This is a genomic window from Mycobacterium sp. NGS39 (genome assembly GCF_059812765.1).
Genome location: NZ_JCALDH010000008.1, coordinates 221,168 through 243,163 on the forward strand (window position 1 = coordinate 221,168; position 21,996 = coordinate 243,163).

The 21,996-nt window shown below is 68.3% G+C and carries 19 protein-coding genes; 9 read left to right on the forward strand and 10 right to left on the reverse strand.

Going from position 1 to position 21,996, the window contains the following annotated elements; genetic code table 11:
* Positions 1 to 79 precede the first annotated feature (79 nt).
* Positions 80 to 1,207 (forward strand): GuaB3 family IMP dehydrogenase-related protein, encoded by a 1,128-nt coding sequence (locus tag AC5Y39_RS13675; protein ID WP_500017972.1) that lies wholly within the window; start codon positions 80 to 82, stop codon positions 1,205 to 1,207.
* Between the two features lie 126 nt (positions 1,208 to 1,333).
* Positions 1,334 to 3,070 carry an FAD-dependent oxidoreductase gene (locus AC5Y39_RS13680; protein WP_500017908.1) on the forward strand — a complete coding sequence of 579 codons (1,737 nt, stop codon included), beginning with the start codon at positions 1,334 to 1,336 and terminating at the stop codon, positions 3,068 to 3,070.
* A gap of 2 nt (positions 3,071 to 3,072) precedes the next feature.
* On the opposite strand, the gene AC5Y39_RS13685 is transcribed toward AC5Y39_RS13680, so the two are convergent.
* Together AC5Y39_RS13685 and AC5Y39_RS13690 are read right to left on the reverse strand one after the other, a co-directional pair.
* The gene (locus AC5Y39_RS13685; protein ID WP_500017910.1) at positions 3,073 to 5,424 is read right to left on the reverse strand and encodes a glycoside hydrolase family 65 protein; all 2,352 of its coding nucleotides are present in this window, start codon (positions 5,422 to 5,424) and stop codon (positions 3,073 to 3,075) included.
* A 7-nt stretch (positions 5,425 to 5,431) separates the two neighbouring features.
* A complete protein-coding gene (locus tag AC5Y39_RS13690; RefSeq protein ID WP_500017912.1) occupies positions 5,432 to 6,160 on the reverse strand; it encodes a beta-phosphoglucomutase family hydrolase in 729 nt (242 codons plus the stop codon).
* Between the two features lie 65 nt (positions 6,161 to 6,225).
* On the opposite strand from AC5Y39_RS13690, the gene AC5Y39_RS13695 reads away from it, so the two are divergent.
* A complete protein-coding gene (locus tag AC5Y39_RS13695) occupies positions 6,226 to 6,543 on the forward strand; it encodes a hypothetical protein (RefSeq protein ID WP_499911424.1) in 318 nt (105 codons plus the stop codon).
* Between the two features lie 29 nt (positions 6,544 to 6,572).
* Complete coding sequence (gene guaA / locus AC5Y39_RS13700; protein ID WP_500017914.1) at positions 6,573 to 8,138, forward strand: glutamine-hydrolyzing GMP synthase; 1,566 nt, start codon at positions 6,573 to 6,575, stop codon at positions 8,136 to 8,138.
* A 21-nt stretch (positions 8,139 to 8,159) separates the two neighbouring features.
* Here guaA and AC5Y39_RS13705 read toward each other — a convergent pair whose 3' ends face one another.
* On the reverse strand, positions 8,160 to 8,411 hold the full coding sequence (locus tag AC5Y39_RS13705) for a hypothetical protein (protein WP_500017916.1): 252 nt from the start codon (positions 8,409 to 8,411) through the stop codon (positions 8,160 to 8,162).
* Positions 8,412 to 8,830: 419 nt separating this feature from the next.
* On the opposite strand from AC5Y39_RS13705, the gene imuA' reads away from it, so the two are divergent.
* Together imuA' and AC5Y39_RS13715 are read left to right on the forward strand one after the other, a co-directional pair.
* Positions 8,831 to 9,463 carry a DnaE2-dependent mutagenesis accessory factor ImuA' gene (gene imuA' / locus AC5Y39_RS13710; protein WP_500017918.1) on the forward strand — a complete coding sequence of 211 codons (633 nt, stop codon included), beginning with the start codon at positions 8,831 to 8,833 and terminating at the stop codon, positions 9,461 to 9,463.
* A 9-nt stretch (positions 9,464 to 9,472) separates the two neighbouring features.
* Positions 9,473 to 11,032 (forward strand): DNA polymerase Y family protein, encoded by a 1,560-nt coding sequence (locus tag AC5Y39_RS13715; protein WP_500017920.1) that lies wholly within the window; start codon positions 9,473 to 9,475, stop codon positions 11,030 to 11,032.
* Here the strand turns inward: AC5Y39_RS13715 and AC5Y39_RS13720 are convergent.
* Entirely contained in the window at positions 11,023 to 11,997 is a 975-nt protein-coding gene (locus AC5Y39_RS13720) for a nucleoside hydrolase (protein WP_500017974.1), read from the reverse strand. The two genes, AC5Y39_RS13715 and AC5Y39_RS13720, sit on opposite strands and share 10 nt — an antisense overlap.
* A 44-nt stretch (positions 11,998 to 12,041) precedes the next feature.
* Positions 12,042 to 14,048: an SDR family oxidoreductase gene (locus tag AC5Y39_RS13725; RefSeq protein ID WP_500017922.1), complete on the reverse strand. Its 2,007-nt coding sequence runs from the start codon at positions 14,046 to 14,048 to the stop codon at positions 12,042 to 12,044.
* Positions 14,049 to 14,125: 77 nt separating this feature from the next.
* Between AC5Y39_RS13725 and AC5Y39_RS13730 the strand changes: the two genes are divergently transcribed.
* On the forward strand, positions 14,126 to 14,995 hold the full coding sequence (locus AC5Y39_RS13730) for a MaoC family dehydratase (protein ID WP_500017924.1): 870 nt from the start codon (positions 14,126 to 14,128) through the stop codon (positions 14,993 to 14,995).
* A gap of 2 nt (positions 14,996 to 14,997) precedes the next feature.
* On the opposite strand, the gene AC5Y39_RS13735 is transcribed toward AC5Y39_RS13730, so the two are convergent.
* Positions 14,998 to 15,849 carry an acyl-CoA thioesterase gene (locus AC5Y39_RS13735; protein WP_500017926.1) on the reverse strand — a complete coding sequence of 284 codons (852 nt, stop codon included), beginning with the start codon at positions 15,847 to 15,849 and terminating at the stop codon, positions 14,998 to 15,000.
* Between the two features lie 38 nt (positions 15,850 to 15,887).
* The gene (locus tag AC5Y39_RS13740; RefSeq protein ID WP_500017928.1) at positions 15,888 to 16,586 is read right to left on the reverse strand and encodes a DUF899 domain-containing protein; all 699 of its coding nucleotides are present in this window, start codon (positions 16,584 to 16,586) and stop codon (positions 15,888 to 15,890) included.
* A 155-nt stretch (positions 16,587 to 16,741) separates the two neighbouring features.
* Between AC5Y39_RS13740 and AC5Y39_RS13745 the strand changes: the two genes are divergently transcribed.
* The gene (locus AC5Y39_RS13745) at positions 16,742 to 20,065 is read left to right on the forward strand and encodes an error-prone DNA polymerase (protein ID WP_500017930.1); all 3,324 of its coding nucleotides are present in this window, start codon (positions 16,742 to 16,744) and stop codon (positions 20,063 to 20,065) included.
* Between the two features lie 48 nt (positions 20,066 to 20,113).
* Here AC5Y39_RS13745 and AC5Y39_RS13750 read toward each other — a convergent pair whose 3' ends face one another.
* Complete coding sequence (locus AC5Y39_RS13750) at positions 20,114 to 20,524, reverse strand: TIGR03667 family PPOX class F420-dependent oxidoreductase (protein ID WP_499911442.1); 411 nt, start codon at positions 20,522 to 20,524, stop codon at positions 20,114 to 20,116.
* A gap of 23 nt (positions 20,525 to 20,547) precedes the next feature.
* Here AC5Y39_RS13750 and AC5Y39_RS13755 point away from each other — a divergent pair, with 23 nt between their 5' ends.
* Complete coding sequence (locus tag AC5Y39_RS13755; RefSeq protein WP_500017932.1) at positions 20,548 to 21,195, forward strand: nitroreductase family protein; 648 nt, start codon at positions 20,548 to 20,550, stop codon at positions 21,193 to 21,195.
* A 25-nt stretch (positions 21,196 to 21,220) separates the two neighbouring features.
* Here AC5Y39_RS13755 and AC5Y39_RS13760 read toward each other — a convergent pair whose 3' ends face one another.
* Positions 21,221 to 21,673, reverse strand: a complete 453-nt coding sequence (locus AC5Y39_RS13760) for a tRNA (cytidine(34)-2'-O)-methyltransferase (protein ID WP_500017975.1) — start codon at positions 21,671 to 21,673, stop codon at positions 21,221 to 21,223.
* A 34-nt stretch (positions 21,674 to 21,707) separates the two neighbouring features.
* Positions 21,708 to 21,983 carry a hypothetical protein gene (locus AC5Y39_RS13765; RefSeq protein ID WP_500017934.1) on the reverse strand — a complete coding sequence of 92 codons (276 nt, stop codon included), beginning with the start codon at positions 21,981 to 21,983 and terminating at the stop codon, positions 21,708 to 21,710.
* Between the last annotated feature and the right edge of the window lie 13 nt (positions 21,984 to 21,996).

Sequence of the window (21,996 nt, forward strand, 5' to 3'; positions counted from 1 at the left end):
GACGTTTTGCAGGCTGCTTCTCGCATTTTCTCTGCAAAACGTTGCTCTCGCCGAGAACCGGGACTAACACATGCGAGACATGGTCGAGATCGGCATGGGCCGCACCGCCCGCCGCACCTACGAGCTCGACGACATCAACATCGTGCCGTCGCGGCGCACCCGCTCCAGCAAGGACGTCTCCACCGCCTGGCAGCTGGATGCGTACCGGTTCGAAATCCCCGTGCTGTCGCATCCCACCGACGCGCTGGCCTCCCCGGAGTTCGCGATCGAGCTGGGCCGGCTCGGCGGATTGGGAATCCTCAACGGCGAAGGGCTCATTGGCCGGCACGCCGACGTCGAGGCGAAGATCGCCCAAGTCGTCGAGGCCGCCGAAAAAGAGCCGGAGCCCGGCGCCGCGATCCGGCTGCTGCAGCAGCTGCACGCCGCGCCGCTCGATCCGGATCTGCTGGGCGCGGCGGTCGCGCGGGTGCGCGACGCGGGCGTCACCACCGCCGTGCGGGTCAGCCCGCAGAACGCGCGCTCGCTGACCCCGGTGCTGCTGCAGGCCGGCATCGACCTGCTCGTCATCCAGGGCACGATCGTGTCGGCGGAGCGGGTCGCCCGCGACGGCGAGCCGCTGAACCTCAAGACGTTCATCGCCGAACTCGACGTGCCGGTGGTCGCCGGCGGCGTGCTCGACCACCGCACCGCGCTGCACCTGATGCGCACCGGCGCGGCGGGCGTCATCGTCGGCTACGGCTCGACCAGTGGCGTCACCACCAGCGACGAGGTGCTGGGCATCAGCGTGCCGATGGCCACCGCGATCGCCGACGCCGCCGCAGCCCGGCGCGAATACCTCGACGAGACGGGCGGCCGCTACGTACACGTGCTGGCCGACGGCGACATCCACACATCCGGGGATCTGGCGAAGGCGATCGCCTGCGGCGCCGACGCGGTGGTGCTCGGCACCCCGCTGGCCGTGGCGGCCGAGGCGTTGGGCGACGGCTGGTTCTGGCCGGCGGCCGCCGCGCATCCGTCGCTGCCTCGGGGCGCGCTGCTGCAGGTGGCCGTGGGTGAGCGGCCGTCGCTGGCGCAGGTGCTGGGTGGCCCCTCCGACGACCCGTTCGGATCGCTGAATCTGGTCGGCGGGCTGCGCCGGTCGATGGCCAAGGCCGGCTACTGCGACCTCAAGGAGTTCCAGAAGGTGGGCTTGACGGTCGGCCGCTGACCCCTGCGCGAGCAGACGCGCATTCGCGTTAACCGAGGCCGGTCTGTGCGAGTTGGTGTCTGCTCGCGCACATCAACGGCCAACCCGCTCTGGTTTGTTACCCATGGGTACGGCAATACTGGCTCTATGCAGCCTGACTTCGACGTTCTCATCATCGGCTCCGGTTTCGGCGGCAGCGTCACCGCCTTGCGATTGACGGAGAAGGGTTATCGCGTTGGCGTGCTGGAAGCCGGCCGGCGCTTCGCCGACCACGAGTTCGCCAAGACGTCCTGGCATCTTCGGCAGTTCCTCTGGGCGCCGAAGCTGGGCATGTACGGCATCCAGCGCATCCACTTGCTGCGCAACGTGATGATCCTGGGCGGTGCCGGCGTCGGCGGCGGCTCGCTGAATTACGCCAACACGCTCTACGTGCCGCCGGAGCCGTTCTTCGCCGACCGCCAGTGGTCGCACATCACCGACTGGCGAGCCGAGCTGATGCCGCACTACGAGCAGGCGCAGCGAATGCTCGGCGTGGTCACCAACCCGACGTTCACCGACGCCGACCGCATCATGAAGGAGGTCGCCGACGAGATGGGCGTCGGCGACACGTTCACCCCCACGCCGGTGGGGGTGTTCTTCGGTCCCGACGGCAAGAAGGCACCCGGCAAGACCGTGGCTGATCCGTACTTCGGTGGCGCCGGGCCCGACCGCACCGGTTGCATCGAGTGCGGCTCGTGCATGACGGGCTGCCGCTACGGCGCCAAGAACACGTTGGTCAAGAACTACCTCGGCCTCGCGGAATCCGCTGGCGCACAGGTGTTTCCGATGCGCACGGTCACCGGATTCGAAGAACAGCCCGACGGCTCGTGGCGCGTCGACACCGTCGTCACCGGCCGATGGGTGCGCCGTCAGCGCAAGTCGTTCACCGCGCGCCATCTGGTGCTGGCCGCAGGCACCTACGGCACCCAGCGACTGCTGTTCAAGATGCGCGACGAGGGCAAGCTGCCCAGGATTTCCGACCGGTTGGGCGTGCTCACCCGCACCAACTCCGAGTCGATCGTCGGGGCCGGCCGCTACAAGGTCACCCCGGATTTGAACCTCACCCACGGCGTGGCGATCACCTCGTCGATCCACCCGACCCCCGACACCCACATCGAGCCGGTGCGTTACGGCAAGGGCTCCAACGCGATGGGTCTGCTGCAGACGCTGATGACGGACGGCGACGGGCCGGAGGGCACCGACGTGCCGCGCTGGAAGCAGTTCTTCCAGCAGGTCGCCGCAAACCCGCGCGGCACGATTCGGCTGCTCAACGCCCGGCGCTGGAGCGAGCGGACCATGATCATGCTGGTCATGCAGCACCTGGACAACTCGATCACGACGTTCACCAAGCGCACCAAGCTCGGCATCCGCCGCGTCACCAGCAAGCAGGGCCACGGCCAGCCCAACCCGACGTGGATCCCGGTGGGCAACGCCGTCACCCGGCGGGTGGCGGAGAAGATCGACGGCGTGGCAGGCGGCACCTGGGGAGAGTTGTTCAACATCCCGCTGACCGCGCACTACCTGGGTGGCGCCGCGATCGGCGACAGCCCGGAAACCGGCGTCATCGACCCGTACCACCGGGTGTACGGATATCCGACGCTGTCGGTGGTCGACGGCGCCGCGATCTCGGCGAATCTCGGTGTGAATCCGTCACTTTCGATCACCGCGCAGGCCGAGCGGGCGGCGTCGCTGTGGCCGAACAAGGGGGAAACCGACCTGCGGCCCGCGCAAGGTGAGCCGTATCGGCGCCTCGACCCGGTGCCGCCGAAACACCCGGTGGTCCCTGCAGACGCGCCGGCGGCGCTGCGGCGCTTGCCGATCGAGCCGGTCAGTTCGGCGGGCTGAGATCAGCCGCGGCGCCGACTCGGCTCCCGGCCCACCGGTTGCGGCGGAGGCGGCAGCAGTGCCTGACGTTCCTTGATCGCGACGGTCGACGGAGAATCGGTGCTCAGCGTCAGCTCGTCGCCCGCGTGGCGGATGGTCAGCTCGCCGTGGGGGCCGTCGCGCAACGTGTAGGTGACGTCGTCGTGGGTGACGCTGACCGTCAGCCGAAATCCCCTCCACCGCAAGCGGAATCGCAGGCCCGAGATGCCTTCGGGAAGGTGCGGGTCGAGCGAGAGGACGCCCTCGTCGTCGCGCAGACCGCCGAATCCGGCGACCAGTGCGGTCCACGCTCCCGCCAGCGAAGCCATGTGCAGGCCGTCGCGGGTGTTGGAGTGCAGATCGCGCAGGTCCACCATCGCGGCTTCATACGTGTAGTCGTGCGCGAGCTGCAGATGCCCCACTTCTGCGCACATCACCGCCTGCGTGCACGCCGACAGCGACGAGTCACGCACCGTGCGCCGCTCGTAGTAGTCGACGTTGCGGGCTTTCTGCTCAGGGGTGAACGCGTGGCTTTGCCAATGCATCGCCAGGATCAGGTCGGCCTGCTTGCAGACCTGCGCGGGATACAGCCGCACGTACGGCGCGTGCATCAGCAGCGGGTAGGTGGTGTTCTCGGTGAAGTTCCACTCGGCCAGGGTGGTGAAGCCCTCGCACTGCTGGTGCACACCCAGCTCCTCGTCGTACGGGATGTGCGCGGCGTTTGCGGCGTCACGCCATGCCGCCATCTCTTCGGTGCTGACGCCCATCGCGCGGGCGGCGTCGGGGTGGCGCGCGCACGCCTCGGCCGCCGTGCGCAGGTTGTGGGCGGCCATCAGATTGGTGAAGACGTTGTCGCGCACGATCGCGGTGTACTCGTCCGGACCGGTGACGCCGTCCAGATGCCACACGCCGTTGCGGTCGTGGTGCCCGAGCGAGCGCCACAGCCGAGCGGTTTCGACGAGCACCGCCAGACCGCACTCCTTTTCCAGTGAATCGTCGCCCGTGACGATGCGATACCGCTCGAAAGCCATTGCGACGTCGGCCGTTACGTGCCATGCCGCGGTGCCGGCGGGCCAGTAGGCTGAGCATTCCTGCCCGCGGATCGTGCGCCACGGGAAGCTGGCACCTTCGAGGTCGAGTTCGGCGGCGCGCTCCTGGGCCAAGTGCAGCGTCGAGGCGCGCCACCGCAGCGCGTCGGCCGCCGCGGACGGAGCGGTGTAGGTGAGCACCGGCAACACGAATCCCTCGGTGTCCCAGAACGCGTGGCCGTCATAACCCGTGCCGGTCAGTCCCTTGCCGGGAATCGCACGACGCTCGGCGCGCGCGCTGGCCTGCAGCACGTGGAAGAGCCCGAACCGCACCGCCTGTTGGCAGTCGGCATCGCCTTCGACCTCGACGTCGGCGGCGTCCCAGAACTCGTCGAGGTAGGCCCGCTGGCCGTCGAGCAGTCCCTGCCATCCGCTGTAGCGGGCGCCGGCCAGCGCGGCGGCGGCCTGGTCGCGCAGTGCAGGCCGCGAGCGCAGGCTCGACCAGCCGTAGCCCAGATACTTGACGATCCGCAACTTCTGGCCCGGACGCAGCCCGCAGATCACGGTGGTTCGGGCCCAGTCTTCGGCGGCCTCGGTGTGCGACTCGACGCGCCCCGGCACTTCGATCTCGTGGTCCATGCCGGCCGCCATGACGAGCTCACTCATCCTGGTGCGGTGCAACAGGATCGCCCCGTTGTCGGTGGTCTCGTGCTGCACCGCCTCGAGCGGGTTCTTCAGGACCGCGGCCACCCGCGGATCGCGTGAGGTGCGTGGTTGGTCCTCGTTGGCGACGAGCTCGGATTGCACTGTGACGCGGACGAAGTCGTCGAGCGCCTCGACCACGTACTCGATGGCCGCCACACTGCGTTGGGCCAGCGACACCAACCTGGTGGACCGCAGCTTGACCTTCTTGCCGGCCGGTGACTCCCAGCGCGTGTTGCGGGTCAGCGTGCCCGCGCGCAGGTCGAGAACCCGTTCGTGCGAAAGCAATCGGCCATAGCGCACGTCGAACGGCTCGTCGTCCACCAACAGCCGGATGATCTTGCCGTTGGTGACGTCGATGACGGTCTGGCCGGCTTCCGGATAGCCGAAACCCGCTTCGGCATAAGGCAGCGGGCGGCATTCGTAGAACGAGTTGAGGTATGTGCCGGGCAGCCCGTACGGTTCGCCCTCGTCGAGGTTGCCGCGTAATCCGATGTGGCCGTTGGACAATGCGAACAACGACTCCGACTGCGCCAGCCGCTCGAGGTCGAGCCGCGTCTCGCGGACGTGCCACGGTTCGACCGGGAAGGCTTCGTGAGGAATCATGGGGACCCTACAGCAGTTCTGCCAGATCGGTGACGACGACGTCGGCGCCGTTGCGCCGCAACGCTTCTGATTGCCCGACGCGGTCGACGCCGACGACCAGGCCGAAGTTGCCGGCCCGTCCGGCAGCCACTCCCGAGAGCGCATCTTCGAACACGGCCGCTTCGGCCGGCGGCACGGCGAGCAGCTGGGCCGCCCGCAGGAACGAGTCAGGGGCGGGCTTGCCGCGAATGTGCTCCTCGCGCAACGTCACTCCGTCCACTCGCTGATGCACGAACTTGTCCAGCCCCGTGATCTCGAGCACCTCGCGGGTGTTGGCGCTCGACGAGACGACCGCGACCGACAGGCCGGCGGCATGCACCGCCTCCAGGTAGCGGCGCGACCCGTCGAACACCTTGACGCCGTCCTGGGCCAGGGTCTGCTGGAACATGGCGTTCTTGCGGTCGCCCAGCTCGGTCACGGCGTCGTCGTCGAGATCGATGCCGCGGCTTTCCAGAAACGACCGCACGCCGTCCTCACGCTTCTTGCCGTCGACGTAGGTCTGATAGTCGGCCGCCGCGTCGAACGGCACGAACGGCTCGCCCGTGCGGTCGGCCCATTGGCGCAGGAACTCGTCGAACATCGCCTTCCACGCCTTGCGGTGCACGCTCGCGGTGTCCGTCAGCACACCGTCGAGGTCGAACAGACACGCCCGGATCGTGTCAGGCAGACCCAGCACACCGCCTCCTTCGTCCGCCAAGCATTCTCCGCTACCGGTACCCGCGACAGCGGTTCTTTCACTCCCGCACCCAGGGATTCGAACGTATGATCGACCGCGTGGGTGATCTTCGCGGGATCAGCTACAGCGGTCAGCCGGTGCCCGAGGCGTTTCGTCCGGTGGAGCCGCCTGTTGCGGTGATGATCGACCTGGCCGCGCTGTTTCCCCGCGAGCCGCACCGTCGCGGCGGCTATCACCCGGCCGGGTTGCAGATGCACAAGGTCGTCGAGGGCCGATTGTGCTGCTGGGGGCTGTGCGAGCAGGGCCACTGGTGGGGGCTGGTGACATATCCGGTCAGCTACGGCGCCAACAGCCGCCCGGTGACACATTGGGTGCCGGCTTGGATGCTGCGCCGCAAGGACTGAGGGCGCGGGGCGCCCATAGACTGGCCCGCGTGACAAAACCCCACGCACCCGTTCGGCCCGTCTTGGTGGTCGACTTCGGGGCGCAGTACGCGCAGCTGATCGCCCGTCGCGTGCGTGAGGCAAGGGTCTACTCGGAGGTCGTTCCACACACCGCGAGCGTCGAGGAGCTGAAGGCCAAAGAGCCGCAGGCGATCGTGCTGTCGGGCGGCCCGGCCAGCGTGTACGCCGACGGGGCGCCGCAGCTCGATCCTGCGCTGTTCGACCTCGGGGTGCCGGTGTTCGGAATCTGCTACGGATTTCAGGCGATGGCGCAGGCGCTGGGCGGCACCGTGGCCCGCACCGGCACCAGCGAGTACGGCCGCACGGAGCTGAAAGTCGTTGGGGGCGAACTGCATTCGGGGCTGCCGGAGACGCAGCCGGTGTGGATGAGCCACGGCGACGCCGTCACCGCGCCACCGCAGGGCTTCGACGTGGTGGCCAGCAGCGCCGGTGCGCCGGTGGCGGCGTTCGAGAACCGGGCTCGCGGGCTGGCCGGCGTGCAGTATCACCCGGAGGTCATGCACACCCCGCACGGCCAGCAGGTGCTGAGCCGGTTTCTGCACGAGTTCGCCGGCATCGACTCGGTGTGGACGCCGGCCAACATCGCCGAAACCCTGGTGGAGCAGGTGCGTGCGCAGATCGGCGAGGGGCGCGCGATCTGCGGGCTGTCCGGTGGAGTCGACTCGGCGGTGGCCGCGGCGTTGGTGCAGCGGGCGATCGGCGACCGGCTGACATGCGTGTTCGTCGACCACGGCTTGTTGCGCGCAGGCGAGCGCGCCCAAGTGGAGCGCGATTTCGTGGCGGCGACGGGTGCGCGGCTGGTCACCGTCGACGCCGCGGAGCGCTTTCTGGAGGCGCTGACGGGAGTGCACGACCCCGAGGGCAAGCGCAAGATCATCGGGCGGGAGTTCATCCGCGCGTTCGACGGCGCGGTGGCTGACTTGGTGGCAGAGGGCGGTTCTGAGGTCAAGTTCCTGGTGCAGGGCACGCTGTACCCCGACGTCGTGGAGTCCGGCGGGGGAAGCGGCACCGCGAACATCAAGAGCCACCACAACGTCGGCGGACTGCCGGCCGACCTGAAGTTCACGCTCGTCGAACCGCTGCGGCTGCTGTTCAAGGACGAGGTCCGCGCGGTCGGCCGGGAATTGGGGCTGCCTGAGGAAATCGTTGCGCGCCAACCGTTTCCAGGACCGGGTCTGGGCATCCGGATCGTCGGTGAAGTCACCGCGGCGCGGCTGGAGACGCTGCGGCGGGCCGACGCGATTGCCCGCGAGGAGCTGACCGCGGCCGGGCTGGACAACCTGATCTGGCAATGCCCGGTGGTATTGCTGGCCGAGGTGCGGTCGGTCGGCGTGCAGGGCGACGGACGCACGTACGGACATCCGATCGTGCTGCGGCCGGTGTCGAGCGAAGACGCGATGACCGCCGACTGGACGCGGGTGCCCTACGAGGTTCTGGAGCGCATTTCGACCCGGATCACCAACCAGGTGCCGGAGGTGAATCGGGTGGTGCTGGACATCACCAGCAAGCCGCCGGGCACCATCGAATGGGAGTAGCGGCGCCGGCAATCGACAGCGTCAGTACTCCAGCCCTGCCCACGTTCCGTAGGGCACGAAGGGGTTGGTGCCGTACGGAACGAACGGGTTTGCGCCGCCGATGACGTGGTCGCGCGGGTAGACGGTTTCGGATCCGCCCGGGGGCAGGGCAACGGTACCGTCCGGACAAGCGCATGTGGTTGCCTGGGCGGCGGCGTAGCTCGGGAGGAAGACGACGGCGCCGATTGCCAACGTCGTCGCCACCATGACGGTACACATACGTTTGCCGATCATTTCGTTCCTTTCGGTGCATAATCAGGGTGTCTGCCGGCATGCCGGAAATGTCGGCGGGCCGAATTCAGTACATATCGGTATGCGCTGGAATTCAGCGAGTCGGAGCCGGAAAGAGCTGGTGAGGTGGGTGTATTCGCGATTCGGTTGATGTTCTTACTCGGCGCGATAGCTGATCATCTGGCGGATCTGTTGCCATGCTCGCAATTGTTGTGCCGAGTCGCCGTGAAGTCACCTGTTTCATGCTGAATTCATAATTGCTGCCTTTTGCGGAAGCATCGGGGAGCGTCGTGCGGGCAGTGCCGCGGCCGGTCACTTCGACTCGTCTCGCCCTTGACGGTCCCCGACTCCGGGGTGTTTACTCGCTGTATCGAACATCAGTTCGAAAACGAGGAGTGACGGATGGTGCAGGAGGTGCTGCTGTGACAGCAGCGGCAAGCCTGGATCGGCGGCCGTTTGACCGCGCTGAGCAGGTAGAACGCCTGCGCCGGCAGATCGCCGCGGTGTCCGGGAAGGCGGCCCGCGGTCACGCGGCACCGCCTCGGCCCGAGCAGGTGATGCCGGACGCAAAAAGTTTGCTGGCGATCCCTGGGGTGGGGGCTTTGCCGCGCGGTTCGGTGGTGGTGGCGTCAGGCGCGCGGTCGCTGACGCTCCGGGCGGTCGCGGCGGTAACGGCGGCGGGCGGTCATGCCGCCGTGGTCGGGCAGCCCGATGTCGGCCTGCTGGCCGCCGTGGAGATGGGTGCGGACCTGAGCCGGCTGGCGCTGGTGCCCGATCCGGGCACCGACCCCGTCGAGGTGGCCGCGGTGCTGCTGGATGGAATGGATCTGGTGGTGCTCGGTCTCGGCGGCCAGTCGGTGCCGCTGTCTCGGGCCCGAGCCGTGACCGCGCGGGCCCGCAACAAGGGCTGCACGCTTCTGGTCACCGGCGGCGACTGGCAGGGGGCAAAGGCGCGGCTGGAGGCGCGGGTCAGCGGTTACGAGGTAGGTGGTCGCATCCGCAAGGTGCGGCTGGAGATCACCGCCGGCCGAGCGGCCTGGGACCAGTCGGGCTGACGCGGTGTCATGTCCCGCGTGTTGGCAATCTGGTGCATGGACTGGCCCGCGGTCGCCGCCGCCAAGGCCGCCGGCCTGCCCGCCACCGCCCCGGTGGCGGTGACGCTGGCCAACCGGGTGGTCGCGTGCTCGGCGGCGGCTCGGGCGGCCGGGGTGCGTCGCGGGCTGCGCCGTCGCGAATCGCAGGCCCGCTGCCCGGATCTGCACGTGGTCACCGCCGATCCGGGCCGTGACGCGCGGTTCTTCGAACCGGTGACGGCCGCCGTCGACGACGTGGTGCCCCGCGCGGAGGTGCTGCGGCCCGGTCTGCTGGTGCTGCCGGTCCGCGGCGCGGCCCGCTACTTCGGCTCGGAATCCGCCGCCGCCGAGCGGCTGGTCGACACCGTGTCGGCGGCGGGTGTGGAGTGTCAGGCCGGCATCGCCGACCAGCTGTCCACCGCGGTGTTCGCCGCCCGCGCCGGACGCATCGTCGAGCCCGGCGCAGACGCCGCATTTCTGGCCGGCCTGCCGATCCGCGAGCTGGCCACCGAACCGAGCCTGTCCGGCGACGGCCGTGCTGACTTGGCAGATTTGCTGCGGCGGTTGGGTATTCGTACCATCGGCCAATTCGCGGCACTGTCCCGCACCGATGTGGCGTCCCGGTTCGGCGCCGACGCGGTGGTGGCGCACCGGTTCGCCCGCGGCGAGCCGGAGCGCGGCCCGTCGGGACGCGAGCCGCCGGCCGAGCTCGACGCGGTGATGGCCTGTGATCCGCCGATCGACCGCGTGGACGCCGCGGCGTTCGCCGGTCGATCGCTGGCCAGTCAGTTGCACCAGACGTTGATGTCCGCCGGCGTCGGTTGCACCCGGTTGGCCATCCACGCCGTTACCGCTAAGGGCGAAGAGCTGCAACGTGTTTGGCGATGTGCGGAGCCGCTGACGGAGGACGCCACCGCAGACCGGGTGCGCTGGCAGCTGGACGGCTGGCTCAACAGCCGTACGGGTGACCGGCCCACGGCACCGGTGACGACACTGCGGCTGCAGCCCGTCGAGGTGGTCTCGGCCGAGGCGCTGCAGCTGCCGCTGTGGGGCGGTATCGGGGAAGAAGACCGGCTGCGAGCGCGACGGGCGCTGGTGCGGGTGCAGGGCCTGCTCGGACCGGAGGCGGTCCAGGTTCCGGTGCTGTCGGGTGGGCGCGGTCCGGCCGAGCGGATCACCCTGGTGCCGCTTGGCGACGAACTCGTCCCCCGAGCCGACCCGCGACAGCCGTGGCCGGGTCAACTACCGGAGCCGTCCCCGGCCATGCTGCGCGACGATCCCGTCGAACTCCTTGACGCTCAAGGCAATCCAGTGCGAGTCACCAGCCGGGGGTTGTTCTCCGCCGACCCGGCGCGGCTGGTCGCACACGGCCGCGACGGGCCGCTGCGCTGGTGGGCCGGACCGTGGCCGGTCGACGAACGCTGGTGGGATCCCAGCGTCACAGCCGCCCGGACGGCCCGGGCCCAGGTGCTCGTCGACGGCGATCCCGGTGACGCGTTCTTGCTGTGCTATCGGCAGCGGCGCTGGCATTTGGAAGGGGTCTACGAGTAGAGCCGGCGTGCGAATGCCCCCACCCGCGAGATGAACCGGTCGAAGAACGCGCCCGGATCCACGTCGACACCCACGCGCGCATTCGGCTGTCGCCCCCAGCGCCCCGACCAGTCCGCGATCGTCATCCCTCGCGTCAGCGTGCCGGTCAGCTCCACATCGACTGTCGCCGTGCGCGTGAGCGCCACGGAGGGATCCAGCGCGACCGCGGCGGCCAGCGGATCGTGCAGATGCGCCAGATACCCTTCGCCCTGCTGGTAGTGGAACTCGAAGTAGAACCGCATGGCGTCCTCGAGCACCCGGATCAGCGGATTGGATGCCACCGACCGGGTGCCGCGCGCATCCAGCACGCTGATCGCCACCGTCGCCGAGTCGGCCGCTTCGGCCAGCCGCGTGAAAATCGCCGGAGTCATGACGATGTTCTCAGTCAGATTGAGCCCCAGGACAATTGGCAACTCCGGTGCCCCGCAGTAGGCGGCGAACACCTCGGCGGCCGCCTCCGGGTCGACGCTGACATTCCACTCCGCCACCACGTCGGTGTTGCCGCGATACTCGAACGAGCCGCCCATGATCACCAGCCGGCGCAGCAGCCGCGGCAACTCCGGATCGGCCCGAAACGCCAGCGCCAGGTTCGTCAGCGGCCCGGTCACCAAGCCGATCAACTCGCCGGGATGGGCGCGGGCCGCGCGCACCCATGCTTCGGCCGCGTCGTAGTCGGTGAGCGAACGCCGGCTCGTAGGCAGTTCTGCGTAGCCCAAGCCTCGCGGTCCGTGCGTGTCCTCCGCGGTGCGCAGCGGACAGCTCAGCGGCTGCTCCGCGCCCTTCGACACCGGAATGTCATCGGCCTTGCACAACTCCAGCAGGCCGAGGTTGTTCTCGCAGACCTGATGTACCGCAACGTTTCCCGCCGTCGAAGCGATGCCCACCAGCCGCGCCTCGGCGCTGGCGAGCAGATACACCAGTGCCATCGCGTCGTCGACGCCGGTGTCGACGTCGGCGAATATCGGCGCGGTCACCAGTGCACGCCGGGCACCAGACGCACCGCCCGCTTGACCGGCCGCGGCACCCGTAACGGGCGCACTGCCCGCGAGGGCGGCTTCGGATGGCGCGGCGGAGGCGGCGGATCGCGCTGCGGCTCGGCCACTCCGCGAGCCGCCGGCGAGTCGGGATATGCCAGATAGATCTGGTGCAGGATCCGCCGTGCGAGCTTGGGGGTGAAGTAGTTGCCGGCTTCGGCGATCGTGCCGAACGGGTGGTCGATGCGTGGCGGCTTGTCCACCAACGCACGCACCACCATCGCCGCCGCGCGCTCAGGGCTGATCGGTTTCTGCGGGTTCAGCCGCTGCGACGGTGCGATCATCGGCGTGCGCACCAGCGGCATGTGGATGTTGGTGAACGTGATGTGGTCAGAAAGCGTTTCGGACGCCACCACGTCGGAGAACGCATCCAGCGCGGCCTTGCTCGGGTTGTACGCGCTGTAATTGGGGTTGCGTGCCTGCGCGCCCGCGCTCGACACGTTGACCACGTGGCCGAAGCGCCGCTCGCGCCAGTGCGGAAGCAACGCCAGCACCATGCGGACCGCGCCGAAGTAGTTCACGGCCATGACGCGCTCGTAGTCGTGCAGGCGGTCGGTGGAGTTGACCACCGACCGGCGTATCGACCGGCCGGCGCTGTTCACCAGATAGTCGACGTGGCCGAACCGACCGAGAATGTCCTTGACCGTGTGCTCCACCGACGACGAGTCGGGGACGTCGCACGTGAAAGCGTAAGCCCGGCCGCCTGATTCGCGGATCTCGGCCACGAGGTCGTCGAGCGCCGCTGCGTTGCGGCCCAGCGCGAACACCGTTGCGCCCCGCTTCGCGACCGCAATCGCCGACGCCCGCCCGATGCCGCTGGACGCACCTGTGATGATGACGTGCCTGCCGACCAGCGGGCCGTCCGGGTGATCGCGACGGGCCCGATCCGGATCGAGATGCTCGGCCCAGTAGCGCCACAGCACCGGCGCGTAGGACCCGAACTCGGGTACCTCGATTCCGCTGCCCTGCAAGGCTTCTCGGGTTGCCTCGGAGCTGAACGTGGTGGGCAGGTCCGCCACGTCGAGCAGTTCGGCGGGCACCCCCAGCTGGGTGACAGCGACATTGCGGACCGCCTTGGCGCGCCCGCGAAGCTTCATCACCGGCGCGGCCAGCGTGCCCGGCACGCTGCCCACCAGTGGCGGCAACCCGGCCGCCCTGGCCACACCGCGGTAAATGCCTTGCAACCCAACAGATTCCGGAGATGTCAAGTGGAACGTCTGTCCATCGCGATCTGCCAGGTGCATGAGATACACCAACGCATCCACCACGTAGTCGACCGGCACAATGTTGGTTCGGCCGGTGTCCGGCAGCACGATCGGCGTGAACGACGGGAGCTTCGCCAGTTTGGCAAGCAGCCCGAACAGGTAGTACGGCCCGTCGATCTTGTCCATCTCACCGGTGCGGGAATCGCCGACCACCGCGCCGGGCCGGTAGATGCGGTAGCGCAGGCCCCGCTCGTCGCGGACGAGTTGTTCAGCCTCGAACTTGGTCCGGTGGTACGGCGACGGCAGATTCTGGCCGACGTCGAAGTCGGCCTCGGTGTACTCGCCACGGAAATCTCCCGCCACCGCGATCGACGACACGTGGTGCAACGTCGCGCTGAGCCGTTTGGCGAATGCGATCACCGAGCGGGTGCCCTCGACGTTGGCGGCGCGCTGCGCGGCCTCGGGCACGGTGATGTTGTAGACCGCGCCGCAGTGCACCACGTGCTCGACGTCGCTCAGGGTCGCCAGCGTCTCTTCGGTGAGCCCCAGACCCGGCGCGACGAGATCGCCCACCACGGGTTTCGCCCGCTCGCCCCAGTCCGCCGCGAGCCGTTCGAACCGCGACAGCGAGGTGCGGCGCACCAGCACGCCCACCTCGTCGTCGGGCCGCGTCTGAAGAAGTTCCGACACCACACGGCGGCCTATGAACCCGGTACCGCCGGTAACGACATAGCGCATGGGAGCCATGGTGGTCTCCCGCGTCGGCAGGGTCAATGGTGTGTGACGGGCTCGCTTCAGCGCTTAGGCTCGCAGCCATGCCGCTCGACCCGAACGCCGTGGGCGCCAAGACCGAACCGACCGTCTTCGAATGGACCGACCGCGACACACTGCTCTACGCGCTGGGCGTCGGCGCGGGCGTCGACGACCTGGCCTTCACCACGGAGAACAGCCACGGCATCGAGCAGCAGGTGCTGCCCACGTACGCGGTGATCGCGTGCCTACCGTTCGCCGCGGCAGCCAAGATCGGCACGTTCAACTTCGCGATGCTGCTGCATGGCTCGCAGCAGATCAGGCTCTTCGCGCCGCTGCCGCCGGCCGGAAAACTCAGCGTGGTCGCCGAGGTCGCCGACATCCAGGACAAGGGCGAAGGCAAGAACGCGATCGTCATGCTCAAGGCGACGGGCACCGATCCGGACACCAACACGGTGGTCGCCGAGACGCTGACCACCGCGGTGATCCGCGGCGCGGGCGGCTTCGGCGGTCAGCCCGGCCAGCGGCCGGTCGCGCCGCCGATTCCTGACCGGCAGCCGGACGCGAGGATCGCGCTGCCGACGCGTGAAGATCAGGCGTTGATCTACCGGCTCTCCGGCGACCGCAACCCCCTGCACAGCGACCCTTGGTTCGCCCGGGAAATGGCCGGATTCCCGAAGCCGATCCTGCACGGGCTGTGTACGTACGGTGTCGCGGGCCGCGCGCTGGTCGCCGAGCTCGGAGGTGGCGACGCCCACAGGGTCACCGCCGTCGGTGCGCGCTTCACGAAGCCGGTGTTTCCGGGTGAGACGCTGACGACGTCGATCTGGCGGACCGACCCGGGACGCGCGGTGTTCCGCACGGAGGCGTGGAATCCCGACGGGTCAGACGCCCGGGTCGTCCTCGAGGACGGCACCGCCGAGTACTGCGGCTGAGCTCAGCGCCGCCCCAGGTAGCCCTCTTGCACCACTGTGCAGACAAGCTGTCCGGCCCTGTTGTAGATCGCGCCGTTGGACAGTCCGCGTGCGCCGATGCCGCTGGGCGAATGTTGTTCGTAGAGCAGCCAATCCGAGAAGTCCGGCGTGCGGTGAAACCACATCGCGTGATCGAGCGAGGCGATGCTGCCGGCCACCGGCGGACGTCGCGTCAGATACAGCACGGGATCGAGGATCGACCAGTCGCTGATGTAGGCGAGCAGACCCAATGCGGTCAGGGGGTCGGCGGGCACGTCGCCCGGGGCGCGAAACCACAGTCGGGCTTGCGGGCCCGGCGCGGCGGGAAGGTCGGCGGCCAGCAACGGCGGCGGGTCGACGTAGCGCATCTCCACCGGCCTCGGCTGCACCCAGAATCCGTCGAGCACGTCCGCGTAATCAGCGAGCTGGATCTCCAACGGTTGCAATGCTTCTGGGGGTGGCACGACAGGCATGGGCTGCTGGTAGTCGATGCCGTCGACGGGCTCGCTGAACGATGCCAGCGCTTCGAGGATCACCCGGTCGTCGCCCTGGGTGACCGCAACCGCACGAGCCGAGAATGTGCCACCGTCACGAAGCCGGGTGACGTTGTACTGCAACGGTTCTCGCGGGTCACCCGGGCGCAGGAAATACAGATGCACGCTGTGCGGCACACGGTCGGGCGCTGTGCGCCCGGCCGCCATCAGCGCCTGAGCCGCCACCTGCCCGCCGAAGACTCGCGTGTTGCGGGTGTCGTCGGGCTGCGGGCCGATGAACGCATCGTGACCGGCCGATTGCAGGTCGAGCAGCGCCAGGATGTCGGTCAGCGTCTCGGCCACGGCAACGATCATCGCCGATCGCCGTCGGTGACGTTCGGTTAGCCCTGCCCGTAGCGCTGGGCGATCGCCGGGGAGTCCAGCCAGCCGGAGTACGTGGGCTTTTTCGGCCAGCCGGCGGGCGAGTCTTGCCATTCCTCCTGGCGGCCCCACGGCAGGATGTCCAGCAGCCCGAACGTGTAGCCGAGCTGCTCGGTGCCGCGGCCGTTGGTGTGCCAGGTGCGGTAGACCGCCTCCTCGCCCGACGGAGCCGTCGCACGCAGGAACACGTTGACACCGAAGCCGCCGCCGGGTGGCGCGTCGACGTCGGCGCCGAACGTGCTGTCCGCCGACGAATACCAGTCCATCGTGTTGCCCACCTTGGCGCGGTAGGCCAACGCCTCGTCGATCGGGCCGTTGGTGACGACGACGAAGCGGGCGTCGTAGCTGTCCAGGAAATCGAGCCGGGTGAACTGGGAGGTGAACCCGGTGCAGCCGCCGCACTGCCACTCGGCGCCGTCGGTCCACATGTGGTGGTAGGTGATCAGCTGCGAACGCCCCTGGAACACGTCGGCCAGCCGGACCGGGCCGTCGGCGCTCGTCAGCGTGTACTCGGGCATCTCGACCATCGGCAGCCGCCGGCGCTGAGCGGCGATGGCGTCGAGCTCGCGGGTGGCGGCCTTTTCACGGCGGCGCAGTTCGTCGAGCGCGCGGCGCCAGGTCTGCTGATCGACGACGGGTGGTTTGGCGGAAAGGGTCATGCCGTGTAGACCCTCCGGGACGCCCATTTTCATCGCGATCTGCGGTGATTTTGGTGCGTTTTCCGGCGCTCAGCGCACGGAAACGCACCGAAATCGCGCGTGCCGGAAGCGGTGTTCTGGTTTGTGATCGAACATCAGTTCGATACCATGGCTCAGTGGGATGGTTCACTGGGCCGAGCTGGGGCGAGATCGAGCGGGTGCTCAACAGCAAGCCCCGCCGCGCCGGCGCGCCGTTGGAGGATCCCCTTGACCTCGGCGGACCGGCCGCCTCCCGTAAACGCGGCGCCTACCTTCGGCCCGACGTCCAGCCGGCGTCATCTCAGGTGCCCTACGCCGAATTGCATGCTCACTCGGCCTACAGCTTTCTCGACGGCGCCAGCACTCCCGAAGAGCTGGTCGAAGAAGCCGCTCGGCTCGACCTGCGCGCCATCGCGCTGACCGACCACGACGGTCTCTACGGTGTGGTGCGGTTCGCCGAAGCCGCCAAGGAACTGGGCATGCGCACGGTGTTCGGTGCGGAACTGTCGCTGTCGAACACCCCGCGCACCGAGCACCCCGACCCGCCCGGCCCACACCTTCTGGTGCTGGCCCGCGGACCCGAAGGGTACCGGCGGCTGTCACGCCAACTGTCCAAAGCGCATCTGGCCGGCGGCGAGAAAGGCAAACCGCGGTATGACTTAGACGCCCTCACCGAGGCCGCCGGCGGCCACTGGCACATCCTCACCGGATGCCGCAAAGGCCATGTGCGCCAAGCACTTATCACCCATGGACCGGAGGCGGCCGAAAAGGCGCTGGCCGATCTGGTGGACCGGTTCGGGCAGAGGCGAGTCAGTATCGAGTTGACGACGCACGGTCAGCCGCTTGACGACGAACACAACGCGGCGCTGGCGGCGCTGGCACCCAAGTTCGGGCTTGGATGTCATCGGCCAGGCGGCTCCGGTGTGGGCGTCGTCGCCACCACCGGCGCACACTTCGCCGAACCGTCCCGCGCGCGGCTGGCCATGGCGATGGGCGCGATCCGGGCTCGGCGCTCACTCGACGAGGCCGCCGGATACCTTGCGCCGCTGGGGGGTTCGCATCTGCGTTCCGGTACGGAGATGGCCCGGCTGTTTCCCGTAGAGGTGGTGACGGCCGCCGCCGACCTCGGCGAGCAGTGTGCGTTCGCGCTGGAGCTCATCGCACCGCAACTGCCGCCGTTCGACGTACCCGACGGGCACACCGAGGACAGCTGGCTGCGGCATCTGACCATGGCAGGAGCACGTGAGCGGTATGGACCGCCGGAGCGGGCATCGCGGGCCTACGCGCAGATCGAACATGAGCTGGAGGTGATCAAGGCGCTCAAGTTCCCAGGGTATTTCCTTGTGGTGCATGACATCACGCGGTTCTGCCGCCAAAACGGCATCTTGTGTCAGGGCCGGGGATCGGCGGCTAACTCCGCGGTCTGCTATGCGCTCGGGGTCACCGCGGTCGACCCGATCGCCAACGAGTTGTTGTTCGAGCGGTTCCTGTCACCCGAACGCGACGGGCCGCCCGACATCGACATCGACATCGAGTCGGACCTGCGTGAGAAGGCGATCCAGTACGTCTATGACCGCTACGGCCGTGACTACGCCGCCCAAGTGGCCAACGTCATCACCTACCGCGGCCGCAGCGCGGTTCGGGATATGGCTCGCGCGCTTGGGTTTTCGCAAGGGCAGCAGGATGCGTGGAGCAAGCAGATCAGCCGGTGGAACGGGGTTCGCCCAGAAAATGGGGCACAGTCTCCTGATGTGGCAGACATTCCAGAGCCGGTGATCGACCTGGCGCTGCAGATCTCCAACCTGCCCCGGCACATGGGCATCCACTCCGGCGGCATGGTGATCTGCGACCGGCCCATCGCTGACGTGTGCCCGGTGGAATGGGCCCGCATGGAGAACCGCAGTGTACTGCAGTGGGACAAAGACGATTGTGCGGCAATAGGTTTGGTGAAATTCGACATGCTCGGCCTCGGCATGCTCTCGGCGCTGCACTACGCGATCGACCTGGTGCGCGAGCACAAGGGCATCGACGTGGACCTGGCCAAGCTCGACCTGTCCGAGCCCGCGGTCTACGAGATGCTGCAGAAGGCCGACTCCGTCGGCGTGTTCCAGGTGGAGTCGCGCGCGCAGATGGCCACGCTGCCGCGCCTGCGACCCCGGATGTTCTACGACCTCGTGGTCGAGGTGGCACTGATCCGGCCCGGCCCGATCCAGGGCGGCTCGGTGCACCCGTACATCAAACGCCGCAACGGTGAAGAGCCCGTCACCTACGACCACCTGTCGATGGAGCCGGCGCTGCGAAAGACGTTGGGAGTGCCGCTGTTCCAGGAACAGCTGATGCAGCTGGCGGTCGACTGCGCCGGGTTCACCGCCGCCGAGGCCGACCAGCTCAGGCGTGCGATGGGCTCCAAACGCTCCACCGAAAAGATGCAGCGGCTCAAGGGCCGGTTCTACGACGGCATGCGCCAGCGCCACGGCATCACCGGCGAGGTCGCCGACCGGATCTACGAAAAACTGGAGGCGTTCGCCAACTTCGGTTTCCCGGAAAGCCATTCGCTGAGCTTCGCGTCGCTGGTGTTCTACTCGTCGTGGTTCAAGCTGCACCACCCGGCGGCGTTCTGCGCGGCGCTGCTGCGCGCGCAGCCGATGGGCTTCTATTCGCCGCAGTCACTGGTCGCCGACGCCCGTCGGCACGGGGTCGTCGTCCACTCACCCGACGTCAACGCCAGCCTCGCGCACGCCACGCTGGAAAACCGCGGGACCGAGGTGCGGCTGGGGCTGGGGGCGGTCCGCCAGATCGGCGACGAACTGGCGCAGGCGATCGTCGACGAGCGAAAAGCCAACGGGCCGTTCGCTTCTCTTCTCCACCTGACGTCGCGTGTGCAGCTGAGTGTGCCGCAGACCGAGGCACTGGCCACGGCCGGCGCGCTGGGCTGTTTCGGGGTCAGCCGCCGAGAAGCGCTGTGGGCGGCCGGAGCGGCAGCCACCCAACGGCCCGATCGGCTACCGGGCGTCGGGTCGTCGTCGCACATCCCGTCGCTGCCGGGCATGACGGAGCTGGAGTTGTCCGCGGCCGACGTGTGGGCCACCGGCATCTCCCCGGATAGCTATCCGACGCAGTTCCTGCGTGAGCATCTCGACGCGCTCGGGGTCATTCCCGCCGACCAGCTGTTGAATGTGCCCGACGGCACCCGGGTGCTGATCGCCGGGGCGGTGACGCATCGTCAGCGGCCCGGCACCGCGCGGGGAGTGACGTTTTTGAACCTCGAGGATGAAACCGGAATGGTCAACGTGCTGTGCACGCCGGGAGTGTGGGCGAGGCACCGCCGCGTGGCCCAGACCGCGCCGGCCATGCTGATCCGCGGTCAGTTGCAGAACGCCACCGGCGCGGTCACCGTCGTGGCCGAGCGGATCGGCCGCATCGAGCTCGCGATCGGCTCGAAGTCCCGCGACTTCCGGTGATTTCGGTGCGCTAACCGGCGCTCAGCGCACGTTAGCGCACCGAAATCGCTACTCCGCGGTCGGCGTTGTCCAGACCCGCTCGACGTTGATTCTCAGCCGGGTGCTGTACGCGGCGATCGCCTCCGTCAGCCCGAACTGCTCTGCGTCCGCGCGGTACTTCTCCCAATACGGCCCGTCTTGGCGGGGATCGACCCCCACCTCGTCGACGACCGCGTTGCCTCCGACGACGACGATCCCGCCACCGTTGCCGTCAGAGTCCAGGTTCAGGCTCACCCGCGACCGCGCCTCGATGTGAGAGACCTTGGCGGCGTTGGGCATTGAGTACACGATCAGGTCGTCGCCGTCGAAGTAGAACCACACCAGCCGCGGCACGGGTTGCCCCGACTTCGCGACGGTGGTCAGCCACCCGTAGTGGTCGTTGGAGAGCCTGTCGGTGACTTCTGGTGTCAGTTCGGCCATGAAGCGAATGTAGTCTCCACAAGATGGCCGCCCTCAATCTTTCCGTCGACGAACTGCTGACCACCACACGATCGGTGCGCAAGCGCCTCGATTTCGACAAACCGGTGCCGCGGGAGGTGCTGTTGGAGTGCCTCGAGCTGGCGATCCAGGCGCCGACCGGCTCCAACCAGCAGGGCTGGCAGTGGGTGTTCGTCGAGGACGCCGACAAGAAGAAGGCGCTCGCCGACATTTACCGCAAGAACTTCCAGTGGTACGGCGCGCAGCCCGGTCCCGAGTACGCCGAAGGCGACAGCCGCGCCGAGCAGCGGGAACGCGTGGTCTCGTCGGCCATGTATCTGGCCGAGCACATGCACGAAGCGCCGGTGCTGCTGATTCCGTGCCTGCAGGGCACGGTCGAAGACGCGTCGCAGAGCCCGGCGTCGTTCTGGGGGTCGCTGCTTCCGGCCGCGTGGAGCTACATGCTGGCGCTGCGGTCGCGTGGGCTCGGGTCGGCGTGGACGACGCTGCACCTGATCAACGGCGGCGAAGAGCAGGCGGCTGAGCTGCTCGGCATCCCCTACGAGGACTACCGCCAGGGTGGGCTGTTTCCGATCGCCTACACGAAGGGCACGGACTTCAAGCCGGCCAAGCGGCTGCCGGTCGAGCAGATCGTGCACTTCGACAGTTGGTGACGTCGAGCGCGGTCAGCCTCCAGACTTAGCGGCCTCCCGCAAACCCGTGCTGGCGCCACGCCTCGTACACGGCGACGGCCGCGGCGTTGGACAGGTTCAACGATCGGCGCCCGGGGATCATCGGAATCCGTACCGTGGCGGTGACATGCGGGTCCGTCAGCGTCTGCGCATCAAGCCCCGTCGGCTCCGGGCCGAACAACAGCACGTCGCCGGGCTGGTAGCTGATATCGGCGAACGATGCCGTCGCGTGGGCGGTGAAGGCGAACACGCGTGCCGGCCAAACCGCCCGCCATGCCTCGGCCAGGGATGCGTGCACAGTGACGGATGCGAGGTCGTGGTAGTCGAGCCCGGCGCGTCGGAGCTTCGGCTCGGACAGGTCGAACCCGAGGGGCTCGACGAGGTGCAACTCGCAGCCGGTCGCCGCCACCATCCGAATAGCGTTGCCTGTGTTCGGCGCGATCCGCGGCGAGAAGAACATCACCTTGAACAACGGCTGAGCACGATCGAGGTCGTCACTTGCATTGCATCCGATCGTATTCGCCTCCGGCGACTGGCCGGCCAAGGACGAGATTCAGCGCAGAATTCGTAGTGTGCAAAAGAACAGGCGCACGAATGCGAACAGCGCACAACCGAAAGAAAAACCAGCCGTCCTGCGGACACCCGAATTCGCTCGCGTAGAATTCCAGCGCGGCAAACGCCTCTGAACTGCGCTTGTTCTGCAGGCGGTTACCGCGCCGCCCGACGTCGGGGTCGACAAAAGCAGGAAAGTCTATGAGCCAGGCGCACATTCGAAACAGCGTG

Excerpts from the sequence above, each read along its gene's own strand:
- AC5Y39_RS13750 (WP_499911442.1), bottom strand. The coding sequence starts at position 20,524 with ATGGCCGAACTGACACCAGAAGTCACCGACAGGCTCTCCAACGACCAC.
- AC5Y39_RS13705 (WP_500017916.1), bottom strand. The coding sequence starts at position 8,411 with ATGATCGGCAAACGTATGTGTACCGTCATGGTGGCGACGACGTTGGCA.
- AC5Y39_RS13695 (WP_499911424.1), top strand. The coding sequence starts at position 6,226 with ATGATCGACCGCGTGGGTGATCTTCGCGGGATCAGCTACAGCGGTCAG.
- AC5Y39_RS13675 (WP_500017972.1), top strand. The coding sequence starts at position 80 with ATGGTCGAGATCGGCATGGGCCGCACCGCCCGCCGCACCTACGAGCTC.
- AC5Y39_RS13765 (WP_500017934.1), bottom strand. The coding sequence starts at position 21,983 with ATGTGCGCCTGGCTCATAGACTTTCCTGCTTTTGTCGACCCCGACGTC.
- AC5Y39_RS13755 (WP_500017932.1), top strand. The coding sequence starts at position 20,548 with ATGGCCGCCCTCAATCTTTCCGTCGACGAACTGCTGACCACCACACGA.
- AC5Y39_RS13740 (WP_500017928.1), bottom strand. The coding sequence starts at position 16,586 with ATGACCCTTTCCGCCAAACCACCCGTCGTCGATCAGCAGACCTGGCGC.
- AC5Y39_RS13730 (WP_500017924.1), top strand. The coding sequence starts at position 14,126 with ATGCCGCTCGACCCGAACGCCGTGGGCGCCAAGACCGAACCGACCGTC.
- AC5Y39_RS13715 (WP_500017920.1), top strand. The coding sequence starts at position 9,473 with ATGTCCCGCGTGTTGGCAATCTGGTGCATGGACTGGCCCGCGGTCGCC.
- AC5Y39_RS13680 (WP_500017908.1), top strand. The coding sequence starts at position 1,334 with ATGCAGCCTGACTTCGACGTTCTCATCATCGGCTCCGGTTTCGGCGGC.
- AC5Y39_RS13760 (WP_500017975.1), bottom strand. The coding sequence starts at position 21,673 with ATGTTCTTCTCGCCGCGGATCGCGCCGAACACAGGCAACGCTATTCGG.
- AC5Y39_RS13685 (WP_500017910.1), bottom strand. The coding sequence starts at position 5,424 with ATGATTCCTCACGAAGCCTTCCCGGTCGAACCGTGGCACGTCCGCGAG.
- AC5Y39_RS13720 (WP_500017974.1), bottom strand. The coding sequence starts at position 11,997 with ATGGCACTGGTGTATCTGCTCGCCAGCGCCGAGGCGCGGCTGGTGGGC.
- AC5Y39_RS13725 (WP_500017922.1), bottom strand. The coding sequence starts at position 14,048 with ATGCGCTATGTCGTTACCGGCGGTACCGGGTTCATAGGCCGCCGTGTG.